This is a genomic window from Pseudoalteromonas sp. 2CM32C (assembly GCF_023161925.1).
GTDB classification, from domain to species: Bacteria; Pseudomonadota; Gammaproteobacteria; order Enterobacterales; family Alteromonadaceae; genus Pseudoalteromonas; species Pseudoalteromonas marina.
In genome coordinates this window covers 1-13,024 of the sequence record NZ_JALNTI010000011.1, presented here as the reverse complement: position 1 = coordinate 13,024, position 13,024 = coordinate 1, and the positions used below count along the sequence as shown (strand labels likewise).

General features: G+C 41.1%; 21 protein-coding genes. 19 read left to right on the top strand and 2 right to left on the bottom strand.

Going from position 1 to position 13,024, the window contains the following annotated elements; genetic code table 11:
- Positions 1–196 precede the first annotated feature (196 nt).
- Positions 197–907, top strand: coding sequence for a LipL32 family surface lipoprotein (locus MTF67_RS16110; RefSeq protein WP_248520079.1), 711 nt, complete (start codon positions 197–199; stop codon positions 905–907).
- Positions 908–974: 67 nt separating this feature from the next.
- Here MTF67_RS16110 and MTF67_RS16105 read toward each other — a convergent pair whose 3' ends face one another.
- Together MTF67_RS16105 and MTF67_RS16100 are read right to left on the bottom strand one after the other, a co-directional pair.
- Positions 975–1,175, bottom strand: coding sequence for a helix-turn-helix transcriptional regulator (locus tag MTF67_RS16105; RefSeq protein WP_248520078.1), 201 nt, complete (start codon positions 1,173–1,175; stop codon positions 975–977).
- A gap of 8 nt (positions 1,176–1,183) precedes the next feature.
- A complete protein-coding gene (locus tag MTF67_RS16100) occupies positions 1,184–1,615 on the bottom strand; it encodes a hypothetical protein (protein ID WP_006794241.1) in 432 nt (143 codons plus the stop codon).
- 231 nt (positions 1,616–1,846) lie between these two features.
- On the opposite strand from MTF67_RS16100, the gene MTF67_RS16095 reads away from it, so the two are divergent.
- From MTF67_RS16095 to rplQ, 18 genes are all read left to right on the top strand, one after another.
- The gene (locus tag MTF67_RS16095; RefSeq protein WP_248520077.1) at positions 1,847–3,817 is read left to right on the top strand and encodes an AsmA family protein; all 1,971 of its coding nucleotides are present in this window, start codon (positions 1,847–1,849) and stop codon (positions 3,815–3,817) included.
- 272 nt (positions 3,818–4,089) lie between these two features.
- Positions 4,090–4,458, top strand: a complete 369-nt coding sequence (gene rplN / locus MTF67_RS16090; RefSeq protein ID WP_002959498.1) for a 50S ribosomal protein L14 — start codon at positions 4,090–4,092, stop codon at positions 4,456–4,458.
- A gap of 10 nt (positions 4,459–4,468) precedes the next feature.
- Positions 4,469–4,783, top strand: a complete 315-nt coding sequence (gene rplX / locus MTF67_RS16085; protein ID WP_006794243.1) for a 50S ribosomal protein L24 — start codon at positions 4,469–4,471, stop codon at positions 4,781–4,783.
- A gap of 16 nt (positions 4,784–4,799) precedes the next feature.
- Positions 4,800–5,339, top strand: a complete 540-nt coding sequence (gene rplE, locus MTF67_RS16080) for a 50S ribosomal protein L5 (protein WP_006794244.1) — start codon at positions 4,800–4,802, stop codon at positions 5,337–5,339.
- Positions 5,340–5,349: 10 nt separating this feature from the next.
- Positions 5,350–5,655 carry a 30S ribosomal protein S14 gene (gene rpsN / locus MTF67_RS16075; RefSeq protein WP_006794245.1) on the top strand — a complete coding sequence of 102 codons (306 nt, stop codon included), beginning with the start codon at positions 5,350–5,352 and terminating at the stop codon, positions 5,653–5,655.
- Between the two features lie 21 nt (positions 5,656–5,676).
- A complete protein-coding gene (gene rpsH, locus MTF67_RS16070) occupies positions 5,677–6,069 on the top strand; it encodes a 30S ribosomal protein S8 (protein WP_006794246.1) in 393 nt (130 codons plus the stop codon).
- Positions 6,070–6,082: 13 nt separating this feature from the next.
- Positions 6,083–6,616, top strand: a complete 534-nt coding sequence (rplF, locus tag MTF67_RS16065; protein ID WP_006794247.1) for a 50S ribosomal protein L6 — start codon at positions 6,083–6,085, stop codon at positions 6,614–6,616.
- Positions 6,617–6,625: 9 nt separating this feature from the next.
- Complete coding sequence (rplR, locus tag MTF67_RS16060; protein WP_006794248.1) at positions 6,626–6,976, top strand: 50S ribosomal protein L18; 351 nt, start codon at positions 6,626–6,628, stop codon at positions 6,974–6,976.
- A 9-nt stretch (positions 6,977–6,985) separates the two neighbouring features.
- Positions 6,986–7,492, top strand: a complete 507-nt coding sequence (gene rpsE / locus MTF67_RS16055) for a 30S ribosomal protein S5 (protein WP_006794249.1) — start codon at positions 6,986–6,988, stop codon at positions 7,490–7,492.
- A gap of 2 nt (positions 7,493–7,494) precedes the next feature.
- Positions 7,495–7,677: a 50S ribosomal protein L30 gene (gene rpmD, locus MTF67_RS16050; RefSeq protein ID WP_002959482.1), complete on the top strand. Its 183-nt coding sequence runs from the start codon at positions 7,495–7,497 to the stop codon at positions 7,675–7,677.
- Between the two features lie 4 nt (positions 7,678–7,681).
- A complete protein-coding gene (gene rplO, locus MTF67_RS16045; protein WP_006794250.1) occupies positions 7,682–8,116 on the top strand; it encodes a 50S ribosomal protein L15 in 435 nt (144 codons plus the stop codon).
- A gap of 10 nt (positions 8,117–8,126) precedes the next feature.
- On the top strand, positions 8,127–9,455 hold the full coding sequence (gene secY, locus MTF67_RS16040) for a preprotein translocase subunit SecY (RefSeq protein WP_006794251.1): 1,329 nt from the start codon (positions 8,127–8,129) through the stop codon (positions 9,453–9,455).
- Positions 9,456–9,477: 22 nt separating this feature from the next.
- Positions 9,478–9,591, top strand: a complete 114-nt coding sequence (gene rpmJ / locus MTF67_RS16035; protein WP_002959476.1) for a 50S ribosomal protein L36 — start codon at positions 9,478–9,480, stop codon at positions 9,589–9,591.
- Between the two features lie 125 nt (positions 9,592–9,716).
- On the top strand, positions 9,717–10,073 hold the full coding sequence (rpsM, locus tag MTF67_RS16030; RefSeq protein WP_006794252.1) for a 30S ribosomal protein S13: 357 nt from the start codon (positions 9,717–9,719) through the stop codon (positions 10,071–10,073).
- 12 nt (positions 10,074–10,085) lie between these two features.
- Positions 10,086–10,472, top strand: a complete 387-nt coding sequence (gene rpsK / locus MTF67_RS16025; protein WP_002959471.1) for a 30S ribosomal protein S11 — start codon at positions 10,086–10,088, stop codon at positions 10,470–10,472.
- 21 nt (positions 10,473–10,493) lie between these two features.
- Positions 10,494–11,114: a 30S ribosomal protein S4 gene (rpsD, locus tag MTF67_RS16020; RefSeq protein WP_002959461.1), complete on the top strand. Its 621-nt coding sequence runs from the start codon at positions 10,494–10,496 to the stop codon at positions 11,112–11,114.
- Between the two features lie 24 nt (positions 11,115–11,138).
- Positions 11,139–12,125, top strand: coding sequence for a DNA-directed RNA polymerase subunit alpha (rpoA, locus tag MTF67_RS16015; RefSeq protein ID WP_008127834.1), 987 nt, complete (start codon positions 11,139–11,141; stop codon positions 12,123–12,125).
- 39 nt (positions 12,126–12,164) lie between these two features.
- Positions 12,165–12,566 carry a 50S ribosomal protein L17 gene (rplQ, locus tag MTF67_RS16010; protein ID WP_248520076.1) on the top strand — a complete coding sequence of 134 codons (402 nt, stop codon included), beginning with the start codon at positions 12,165–12,167 and terminating at the stop codon, positions 12,564–12,566.
- Positions 12,567–13,024: the final 458 nt, after the last annotated feature.

The following is a 13,024-nucleotide window of genomic DNA, read 5'->3' as shown; positions in this document are numbered from 1 at the left end:
ATTAACGATTTTGGGCTGCTTCATATAAGTGTTCAGGGCTTAAAGCAACAGGTAGGGTAATTCCCTTTATCATAGCAGAAGTAGCTTAATCTAGCTACTTAGTTAAATTTCTATAGCAAAAAAAGGTGTTTCATTGTAGCTTATTTGATCAATCACATTGGAGTGGTTAATTTAAATTTTAAATAGGATTTCTAGAATGAAAATAAGGACAACTCTTTTAACTTTTCTACTAGCAACCAGTTCGGCTCATGCTGGATTTAGCTTGAACAGTTTAATGGATGATGATGGTTTGCCAGTTTTAACTTCAGCTAAAAAAACAGGTATTGGTTTTGCTAGTGTATCCGTACCTTATGTGAATACGGTTAATTACTTTGGTTTTATTGATGATAAATCAAAACCTGATGCTGTTGTTAAAGGTAAGGATGCATACTACTTATATATATGGATACCGGCAGCTATCGATGAGTTAGGAGTTAGGATGATTTCACCTGTTGGAAATTTAGCTGAACCAGAAAAAGAAGACTTCGTACAAGCTAATTACGGCCAAAAAGTAAAATCTGATAAGGAAACTTGGTTTGATACTTGGATTCGTGTTGAGCGCATGGATATTGTATCACCAGATAATATTAAAATGGCAAGTAAAGTAATTAACATACTCGAAAAAGATGATGATAGTGATGATACTTACGACGAGCAAAGACACGCTAAATACAATTCACTTGTTAGAATAGAAACTGACCTTAGCAGACCTGATAAAGCTCTAGTTCGAGGCCTATATCGTGTGGTTTTTACTACTTATAAAAAAGGAAAGGTAGAAGGCTCATTTATAGCAACATTAGGAAGTAACGTACCTGGTATAAAAATAGCTTCTACTTTGAAAGAATTAAATGAATTAGTAAATGAATAGAGTATTAAATTAAAATTACTAATAGAAACAACTCATTGGTACGAATAAGTCAATGAGTTATCTTGATTTAATCAGTCTCTTCTAATATGAAGAGGCTCTCAACGGGCATGTTAAAGTTAGCTGCAATTTTAAGCGCTATAATGACCGACGGCGTAAATCGATTTGTTTCTACAGTGCTTATTGTTTTACGCGATACGCTTATAGCATCGGCAAGTTCTTGCTGCGAAAGCCCTGCCTCTTTACGAAATTTTGCTATGTTATTTTGCACTTTGACTCCTAATCACGGCTCTGCCAAAGTAATGAAGCACCATATACCAAAAGCATGATACTGAGATAAAGTATTGCCATAGTTGCATGCGAAACCTCGCTAGGTATTTCATCGCTTTTATAAAAAACGGCGATAAGGCAAAATCCAAATGCAAAACTTGTATGTTTATAGGCATTAATGTCAATGTTGTTTAGAAACTCATCTTTATATGCATATTTAAAATACATTTTTAATGGGAAGTCTGCTTTAGTTATATAAATAGCTATTATAATTATATAAAAGAAAACGCTCATTCCAACAGTTAAAAGCCCTTCAATATGTTGGTCTTGTTTTATCAGTGAGTAAACACTGAGAAGTAAACAAACTACGCCAGCGCTTATACTAATCCATATATCATGACTCATGAATTGTTCTTCTGTTTTTATATTTTGCTGTTTCATAGTATTCATCCTGTAATAGTATTTGATTTCTTGTAACCTCTGGGTATCAATGTAACCTTGGGGTATCAATGAATCAATTATTTTTTGTAACCTAAAGGTATCAAAATGTTTCAGGAACGATTCATATGAAATAAGTAAACTGCTTTTATGATCTTTTTTTATCTACAGCAATGCTTTTAGGCTTAACACTCGCTATGATAAAAACATAATTTGACCGCTTAAAGGACGAACATGAAAACCTTACTCAAAATTTTTGGTGTAATACTCTCACTCTGTATTGCTTTAATTGTGGCAGCGCCTTTTTTAATTCCTACCGATACCATTTTTAATAAAGTATCAGAGGAAGTTCAAAAAACGACGGGAAGAACGCTAACAATTAATGGTGACAAAACGCTTAGTGTGTTTCCTGCACTAAAGTTAGAGTTGAATGATGTCCACTTTGCTAATATGCAAACAGGTTCGCGAGCTGATATGGCAAGTATGCAGCAGCTGGCAGTACATATACCTTGGTTCTCGTTATTTGGCGGTGAGTTTAAGCTTGATAAGTTTGTTATTAACGAACCAGATATTTTATTAGAGACAGATAAAAATGGTAAAGCTAACTGGCAGTTGTTTGATGCTGTAGCAGAGCAACCTACAGAGCAAACTGAGCCTGGTGAGGCAATTAAGCTACCTGCTAGCTTTGATATTGAGCTGGGTGAGGTCGCTATTTATGGCGGTACATTTACATATCTAGATGGTCAAACGGGCGCCAAGCAGCAAATTAGCGATTTGGAGCTGGCTATTTTACTTCCTTCATTACGTAAAACCCTTGAAGTTAAAGGGGGAATTACCTATATGCAGGAGCGATTTGAACTAGATGTAAAACTTGATACGCCTGCAAAGGCAATTGAAGGGGCGACGTTTGAGGTTACTCAAAGCGTAGACTCTCGCTTGGTCGATCTTACTTTTAACGGCAGTATTGCTCGCCAAGGTAAAGATATAAAAGGCGAGTTAGCGCTAAGTGGCGACTCTGTTAAAGAGCTAGCGACTTGGCAAGGGGTAGACTTAAACGCTAAAGAAAATGCATTTAATGCGTTTAGTGTAAACGGTAAAATGCATCTCATAGATGATACGTTTAACTTAGAAGAGCTGATTGCTACCCTAGATGAATTAGAGATTAAAGGGAAAAGTGAAGTAAACTTAAGCAATAAACTAGCGGTTAATGCTGATATAGACCTAGGTATGCTTGATTTGAATCCCTACTTACCAGAGGCTGTCGCTAAACAGCAAGCGCCGCAAAATGAAGAACCTAAAGCCGCGCAGCCGATTGTTTGGGACGATACTAAAATTGATTTAAGCGCATTAAATGCACTTAATGCTAATGTAGTTATTCGCTCAAGCGGTTTAAAAGCTAACGATATTGAGCTAGGTGCTAATCAATTTACAGTCGATTTAAACAACAGCGTTGCTAAATTAAGCTTAGATAGCTTTAAAGCATATGAGGGCACTGGTAAAGGGGGTATCAACATAAATGCGCAGCAAACGCCGTATAAAATAAACACAAATTTTGATTTAGCCGACATAGACGCACAACCGTTACTCACTGATGCAGCTGGCTTTGATAAGCTCATGGGTAAAGGGTCATTAAATTGGAATTTGACCACAACTGGGCAAAGTCAAAAAACCTTTATTAATGCATTAAATGGTAAGGTTGGCTTTGAATTTGCCGATGGTGCTGTTAAAGGCGCAAACGTGGCTGAAATGGTTCGCAAAGGCAAAGAGCTTATTACGGGTAACCTTGGAGCTGTAAGTGAAGGGCTAGATACGGGCTTTGAAGAATCAGAGCAAACAGATTTTTCTGCGCTCACCGGTAGCTTTAACTTTACTAAAGGTGTTGGGCGCAATACTGACCTTTCACTAATTAGCCCTCTGATTCGTATTTCCGGTGAAGGAGATGTGGATTTACCTCTTACTAAAGTTGATTATCGTTTGGTAACAGGGATTGTAGATTCAATAGAAGGTCAAGGCACTACCGATGACAGTACAGGCTTTAAAATACCGTTACGCATAAAAGGACCATTTCACGATGTGGGAATTAAACTTGATGTAAGTAATGCCTTAAAAGATGAAGCAAAAAAGAAACTCGATGACGCAAAAGAAAAAGCGAAAGAGAAAGCCAAAGATAAAGTAAAAGATAAATTAAAGGGGCTATTTGGCTAAATAACCACTAGTAAAATAAACAAGGCACTTTTTAAGTGCCTTGTTTATTTTATAACCATTGAAAAAATAGTCACATAGCTTTACCAACGTTAATAAAATCCCCTCAGTCCTTAAATTAATTAAAAAATAACCTATCGCTACATGCTCAATGCTGGTACAATTGCCCGCCCTTAAGAGACAACTCGTTTGTTTTTGAGTGGGATTTAATCGAAATGTCTTGATTTTAAACAATTTTAAGACACGTTGTAATTACTACACCGGAGGTCATTAACATGATCCAAATGCAAACTCAGCTGGAAGTTGCTGATAACAGCGGCGCTCGCAAAGTGCAGTGTATAAAAGTCCTTGGTGGTTCACACCGTCGCTACGCAGCGATTGGCGACATCATTAAAGTTTCTGTAAAAGAAGCTATTCCTCGCGGTAAAGTGAAGAAAGGTGATGTTAAAAACGCGGTAGTTGTGCGTACCAGAAAAGGTGTTCGCCGTCCAGATGGTTCTCTGATCCGTTTCGACAGCAACGCGGCTGTTATCTTAAATGATAACTTGCAGCCAATTGGTACACGTATTTTCGGCCCTGTGACTCGCGAACTTCGTAATGACAAGTTCATGAAAATCGTTTCACTAGCCCCAGAAGTACTGTAAGGAGCCAATCATGGCAGCAAAAATCCGTCGTGGTGACGAAGTAATCGTACTAGCAGGTAAAGACAAAGGTAAGCGCGGTAAAGTGCTTTCAGTTGTTACTGAATCTGGTCGAATCTTTGTCGAAGGCATAAACTTGATCAAGAAACACCAAAAGCCGGTTCCACAATTGAACCAAGCTGGCGGCATTGTTGAGAAAGAAGCGTCTATGGACGCATCAAACGTTGCGATCTTCAACTCGGAAACGAGTAAAGCAGATCGTGTAGGTTTCAAGATTGAAGATGGTAAGAAATTACGTATCTTTAAATCTACTGGTAAAACTATCTAATAGTTGGAGTAGAATGATGGCGAAACTGCATGAAGTATATAAAGACAAAGTAGTTGCTGAGCTTCAAGAGAAGTTTGGTTTCAGCTCTGTCATGCAAGTCCCTCAGATCGAAAAGATCACATTAAATATGGGCGTGGGCGAAGCCCTAGCTGACAAGAAAATTTTAGATCACGCTGTAGCTGATTTAACTGCAATCTCTGGTCAGAAACCTTTAATCACTAAAGCACGTAAATCTGTTGCTGGCTTTAAAGTGCGTGAAGGCTACCCAATTGGTTGTAAAGTAACCCTACGCGGCGAGCGTATGTGGGACTTTTTTGAGCGTTTGGTATCAATCGCTATCCCACGTATTCGTGACTTCCGTGGCGTAAGTGCTAAGTCTTTTGATGGACGTGGTAACTACAGCATGGGCGTACGTGAACAAATCATCTTCCCAGAAATCGATTACGATAAAGTAGACCGTGTACGCGGTATGGATATCACTATCACTACTTCTGCGAAATCTGATGAGGAAGGCCGTGCGTTGTTAGAAGCGTTTAACTTCCCATTTAAGAAATAAGGGTAGGGTTATGGCAAAGAATTCTATGAAAGCGCGCGAAGCAAAGCGCACAAAACTAGTTGCTCAGTATGCTGAAAAGCGTGCTGCACTAAAAGCTATCATCAGTGATGTTAATACATCTGAAGATGATCGTTGGGACGCGGTACTTAAGCTACAAGCTTTACCTCGTGATTCTAGCCCTGCACGTCAACGTAATCGTTGTAACATTACGGGCCGCCCACATGGTTTCCTTCGCAAATTCGGCATGAGCCGTATTAAAGTTCGCGAAGCAGCTATGCGCGGTGAAATTCCTGGCCTTAAAAAGGCTAGCTGGTAATAGAATCATGGGAGTAAGACTATGAGCTTGCAAGATCCTATCGCGGATTTGTTCACACGTATCCGTAACGGTCAATCAGCGAAGAAAGTATCTGTAACGATGCCAACTTCAAAGCTGAAAGTAGCATTAGCTAAAGTACTAAAAGACGAAGGTTACATCGTAGACTACGCAGTTAACGGTGAAGTTAAACCTGAGCTTTCTATCGAGTTGAAGTACTTCGAAGGCAAAGCTGTAATTGAAAATATCCAGCGTGTAAGTCGCCCTGGTTTACGTATCTACAAGAAACGTGACGAATTACCGAAGGTAATGGGTGGTCTTGGTATCGCTATCGTATCAACTTCTAAAGGCCTAATGACAGACCGCGCAGCACGTAGTGCTGGTGTTGGTGGTGAAATCATTGGCTTTGTAGCTTAATCGGAGGGGAACTATGTCTCGCATAGCAAAGGCACCAATTAATGTTCCTGCCGGTGTAGAAGTTACATTGAAAGGCCAGGAAATCACAGTTAAAGGCAAAAACGGTGAACTTACTCGTACTATCAACGACGCAGTTGAAGTACAAGTTAACGACAACGTTATTACAACTTTACCTCGTGAAGGCGTAGCAAATGCATGGGCACAAGCAGGTACTGCTCGCGCTCTAATCAACAACATGGTTGTTGGTACGCATGAAGGTTACGAGAAGAAACTTCAGTTAGTAGGCGTTGGTTACCGTGCTGCAGCTAAGGGTAAAGTTTTAGACTTAACACTTGGTTTCTCACACCCAGTTAATTTCGCAGTTCCTGAAGGAATTACGATTGAAACTCCAAGCCAAACAGAAGTTCTAGTTAAGGGCGTAGATAAGCAGTTAGTTGGTCAAACAGCTGCTAACATTCGTGCATACCGTAAACCTGAGCCTTATAAAGGTAAAGGTGTTCGCTATTCAGATGAGAATGTACGCCGTAAAGAGGCTAAGAAGAAGTAAGGTAAGACGATGGATAAAAAAACAGCTCGTCTACGTCGTGCTAAACGCACTCGTAGAAATTATATTGAACAAGGCACAACGCGTCTTGTTATCCACCGCACGCCACGTCACATTTACGCTCAAGTAATTAATGCTGAGGGTAATGTACTGGCTGCTGCTTCTACTGTTGAGAAGGCTATTAGCGAAACAGTTAAAGGCACCGGTAACGTTGAAGCTGCGCAAGCAGTTGGCAAAGCGGTTGCTGAACGTGCGGCTGACAAAGGCATCGAAAAGATTGCTTTTGATCGCAGTGGCTTTAAATATCACGGCCGTGTGAAGGCGCTAGCTGATGCTGCGCGTGAAGCCGGTTTGCAATTCTAGGAGTAGACAATGGCTAACGTAGAAGCAAAGCAACAACAGCCTGATCTAGCTGAAAAGCTAATCGCGGTAAACCGTGTGTCTAAAGTAGTTAAAGGTGGTCGTATCTTTAGCTTTACTGCACTAACTGTAGTTGGTGACGGCGCAGGTAAAGTAGGTTTTGGTTATGGTAAAGCACGTGAAGTTCCAGCTGCTATTCAAAAAGCAATGGAAAAAGCACGTCGCAACATGATCAATGTAGACCTAAATGGCAATACATTACAGCATCCTGTTAAGGGACGTCATGCTGGCTCACTAGTGTTCATGAAACCAGCCTCTGAAGGTACTGGTATCATCGCAGGTGGTGCTATGCGTGCAGTACTAGAAGTGACTGGTGTTCAGAACGTACTATCTAAATGTTACGGTTCTACTAACCCAATCAACGTAGTACGTGCAACGATTTCGGCTCTTGAGAATATGAATTCTCCACAGTCTATCGCTGCAAAACGTGGCCTTCGCGTAGAAGAAATACTGGGGTAACCATGGCTAATCAAACTGTAAAAGTAACACAAGTAAAAAGCTCTATCGGTCGTTTACCGAAGCATAAAGCTACATTACGCGGTCTTGGTTTACGTCGTATCAATCACACTGTTGAGTTAGAAGACACAGCATGTGTACGTGGTATGATAAACAAGGTTTCTTACATGGTTAAGGTAGAGGGTTAATTTCATGCATTTGAATACACTTTCACCTGCTGCAGGTTCAAAAACTGCCCCTAAACGTGTTGGTCGTGGTATCGGTTCTGGTCTTGGTAAGACTGGTGGCCGTGGTCACAAAGGTCAAAAGTCACGTTCTGGCGGTAAAGTACGCGTTGGTTTTGAAGGCGGTCAAATGCCTATGCAACGTCGTCTACCTAAATTTGGTTTCACTTCACGCAAATCGTTAGTATCTGCAGAAGTTAACCTTTTTGAAATCGCTAAAGTTGAAGGCGATGTGGTAGACCTAAGCGCGTTACAAGCAGCTGGTCTAGTTAAAAAGAACGTTCTTTTCGTTAAAGTTGTTAAATCTGGTGAAGTTTCACGCGCTGTTACACTTAAAGGTCTTAAAGCCTCTAAGGGTGCACGCGAAGCTATTGAAGCTGCCGGAGGCAAGGTAGAAGACTAAGGAAGTACAAATGGCTAAACCAGGTCAAGATACACAAAGTGCACAAGGTGGGCTTTCGGAATTGAAGCGTCGATTACTCTTCGTATTGGGCGCTATCATAATTTACCGTCTAGGTTCATTTGTGCCGATCCCTGGGATTGACGCCGCTGTACTTGCCGATTTCTTCGAGCAACAAAAGGGCACCATTGTTGAAATGTTCAACATGTTCAGTGGTGGTGCACTTGAGCGAGCTTCAGTGTTAGCGCTGGGTATTATGCCGTACATCTCGGCTTCGATTATTACGCAACTATTAACGCATATGTATCCTCCGTTTATAGAGCTTAAGAAAGAAGGTGAGCAAGGGCGTAAAAAAATTAGCCAGTACACACGCTACGGCACGCTTGTGCTAGCTACTATCCAATCTATCGGTATTGCTACTAGCTTACCGGGCATGATGAACGGGTTAGTTGTTAATCCGGGTATGGGTTTCTATTTCACCGCTGTGGTGAGCTTAGTAACTGGTACTATGTTCCTTATGTGGTTGGGTGAACAAATAACAGAACGTGGTATCGGTAACGGTATTTCAGTTCTAATATTTGTTGGTATTGTAGCTAACTTGCCGTCTGCTATTGGTTCGACAGTCGAAATGGCGCGCCAAGGTGATTTGAATGTTTTTGTACTACTTATGGTTGCGGTTATAGTATTCGCTGTTACTTATCTTGTAGTGTTTTTCGAACGTGGACAACGTCGTATTGTTGTTAACTACGCTAAACGCCAACAAGGTCGTCAAGTATTTGCTGCTCAAAGCACGCATTTACCACTAAAAGTAAACATGGCGGGTGTTATTCCACCAATCTTTGCTAGTAGTATAATTCTGTTCCCTGGTACAATTGCTAGCTGGTTCGGCCAAGGTGAAGGTCCTGTCGCTGATGCATTACAAGCTGTTGCTACAACGTTGACTCCAGGTCAACCTTTGTACTCACTTGTATTAGCTGCGGCAATTATCTTCTTCTGCTTTTTCTATACAGCGTTGGTGTTTAACCCTCGTGAAACTGCAGATAACCTTAAGAAATCTGGCGCATTTATCCCAGGTATTCGTCCAGGTGAGCAGACATCTAAATACATTGATAAAGTGATGACACGCCTGACATTGGCAGGTGCTTTGTATATAACCTTTATCTGTCTGGTGCCCGAATTCATGACTATGGCATGGCAAACGCCATTCTATTTCGGCGGTACATCAATTTTGATTATCGTTGTTGTAATCATGGACTTTATGGCACAAGTACAGACTCACCTGATGTCTCATCAGTATGATTCTGTGCTGAAAAAAGCGAACCTTAAAGGCTACGGTCGATAAGGTCAGTTTACGGAGTTGAGCAATGAAAGTACGTGCTTCCGTTAAGAAAATATGCCGTAACTGTAAAGTTATTAAACGTGCTGGTGTAGTACGCGTAATTTGCAGTGAGCCTAAGCATAAGCAAAGGCAAGGCTAAGTAAACAGTCGTGCAGGCTGAGATTTCTCGGCCTGTGTTTTTAGTAGTGATTTGGTCTTCGTTTGAGTATCCTTACGGGCTTTTCAAACTTTTGATTACCAAATTCGAATATAGGAGATGTGTTAGTGGCCCGTATTGCTGGCATTAACGTCCCTGATCATAAACATGCAGTTATTGGTTTAACAGCTATTTATGGCATAGGTAAGACTCGCTCTAAGGCTATCTTAGCAGCGACTGGTATCGCCGAGACCACAAAAATCGGTGAACTTTCTGACGAAACACTTGACGTACTGCGTGATGCAGTTGGCAAGTACACTGTTGAAGGTGATCTTCGTCGTGAAGTTACATTAAATATCAAGCGCCTTATGGACCTTGGTTGTTACCGTGGCCTACGTCACCGTCGCTCTTTACCACTACGTGGTCAAAGAACTAAGACTAACGCGCGTACCCGTAAGGGTCCTCGTAAGCCTATTAAGCGATAAGGGGATAGTATTATGGCTAAGACACCAATTCGTCGTAAAAAGGTTAAAAAACAAGTTGCTGATGGTATGGCTCATGTTCATGCTTCTTTCAACAACACTATTGTAACGATTACCGACCGTCAAGGTAATGCACTATCATGGGCTACTGCCGGTGGTTCAGGTTTCCGTGGTTCACGTAAATCTACACCATTTGCTGCTCAGGTTGCTGCAGAGCGTGCAGGTACTGCTGCTCAAGAATACGGTTTAAAAAATCTAGAAGTTTTCATCAAAGGTCCAGGTCCAGGTCGTGAATCTGCTGTACGTGCTTTGAATGCTGCTGGTTACCGTATTACAAACATTACTGACGTGACGCCAATACCACATAATGGTTGTCGTCCACCGAAGAAACGTCGCGTTTAACAATAGGTTAGGAGAAATAACATGGCAAGATATTTGGGCCCTAAGCTCAAGCTGAGTCGTCGTGAAGGTACTGACCTGTTCCTTAAGAGCGGCGTAAGAGCTATCGACTCTAAGTGTAAACTTGAGACTGCACCTGGTCAGCACGGCGCTCGTAAAGGTCGTCTATCTGATTACGGTTTACAATTACGTGAAAAGCAAAAAGTACGTCGTATCTACGGTGTATTAGAAAAGCAATTCCGTAACTACTATAAAGAAGCTGCTCGCCTTAAAGGTAATACAGGTGAAAACTTGTTACAGCTTTTAGAGCAACGTTTAGACAATGTTGTATATCGCATGGGTTTTGCTAGCACACGCGCTGAAGCACGTCAGTTAGTAAGCCATAAAGCGATTCTAGTTAATGGTCGTGTTGTGAACATTCCTTCATACGTAATTACTCCAGAAGATACTGTAGTAATCCGTGAGAAGTCTAAGACACAAGCACGTATCATCGCTGCTCTAGAGTTGGCTGAGCAACGTGAAAAGCCGACTTGGGTTGAAGTTGACGGTAAGAAATTGGAAGGCAGCTTTAAGCGTCTACCTGAGCGTTCAGACCTGTCTGCGGACATTAATGAACAACTAATCGTCGAACTTTACTCTAAGTAAAGTTAAGAGTTAAGAGAGGATAAAATGCAGGGTTCTGTTACAGAATTTCTAAAACCAAGGTTAGTCGACATCGACGCTATCAACCCAACGCGTTCTAAAATAGTTTTAGAGCCATTAGAGCGTGGCTTTGGTCACACTCTGGGTAATGCTTTACGCCGTATATTACTTTCATCTATGCCTGGATGTGCAGTAACTGAAGTAGAAATCGACGGTGTATTACATGAGTACAGCGCGAAAGAAGGCGTTCAAGAAGACATCATTGAAATACTATTAAACCTTAAAGGTTTAGCAGTAACGTTAGAAGGCAAAGATGAAGTTTTTCTGACCCTGACTAAATCTGGTGTAGGCCCTGTTACTGCGGCTGATATTCAGCACGATGGCGATGTAACAATTGCTAATCCAGATCACGTTATCTGTAATTTAACTACAGGTAACAGCGAGATCAGCATGCGTATTCGTGTTGAGCGCGGTCGTGGTTATGTGCCGGCATCTAGTCGTTTATCCTCTGATGACGATGAGCGTCCAATTGGTAGATTGTTGCTTGATGCATCATTCAGCCCAGTTGAACGTATTGCGTACTCGGTTGAATCAGCTCGAGTTGAGCAACGTACAGATTTAGACAAATTAATCATTGATATGGAAACAAACGGTACATTAGATCCTGAAGAAGCGATCCGCCGTGCGTCTACTATCTTAGCTGAGCAATTAGATGCATTCGTAGATTTACGCGATGTAACTGAGCCAGAAGAGAAAGAAGAGAAACCAGAATTCGATCCTATTCTGCTTCGTCCAGTCGATGATCTTGAACTAACAGTACGCTCAGCAAATTGTTTGAAAGCCGAGCAAATTCAATATATCGGTGATTTAGTTCAGCGCACTGAGGTTGAGCTTCTTAAAACGCCTAATCTAGGTAAGAAGTCTCTAACTGAAATTAAAGACGTGCTAGCTTCACGTGGTCTTTCTCTAGGTATGCGCCTAGAAAACTGGCCACCTGCAAGTTTAGCTGAATAATCTAAATCACTATATTAGTTTAGTTAGAAGGATAGGGTCATGCGCCATCGTAAGAGTGGTCGTCAATTAAACCGTAACAGTAGCCATCGTAAAGCGATGTTCAGCAATATGGCAGGTTCTTTGGTGAAACATGAAATCATCAAAACTACTTTGCCAAAAGCGAAAGAGTTACGTCGTGTAATTGAACCTTTAATCACACTGGCTAAGACTGACAGTGTAGCAAACCGCCGTTTAGCGTTTGCTCGCACACGCGACAATGAAGTTGTTGGTAAATTATTCAGTGAAATCGGTCCACGTAACGCGGATCGCCCAGGTGGTTACACTCGTATTCTTAAGTGTGGCTTCCGTTCTGGTGATAATGCACCAATGGCTTATATTGAACTAGTTGGTCGCCCAGCGACTAGCGAAGAAGTTCAAGAAGACGCACAGTCTGCAGAGTAAGTCTTAAAGAAACCTAAAAGCCGAGCTTATGCTCGGCTTTTTAATGCCTGAAAATTATAAATAAAATTTCTGCATTACTATATTTATCTATTACCTATTACCTATTACCTATTTACCACTAATCTCTAGTCATCTACAACACGGCTCTATTTCATTAATGATTTAGCTGAGTGAGTAGAATTACAATAAAAACGGTAACGTTACACCAAGAAAAAATCATAAGCTAAAAAGGTTGTCACCATAATTACCTTTCAAATAAGTACTTGGAAGATATTTATCATCATACACTTAGTAAAATGGCGTTATTAGATAAATAAAGCTTACTATTAGTTGTGTTTTTGAGCGTTTAGCTCAAATACTCATCGAACAGCATGTTTTTTCAAGTTTTCTTCAAAAAAGGGTTGATCTGTTTTCGGATCTCCCTATAATGCGACCCCACTGAGACGGCAGAGCAGGCA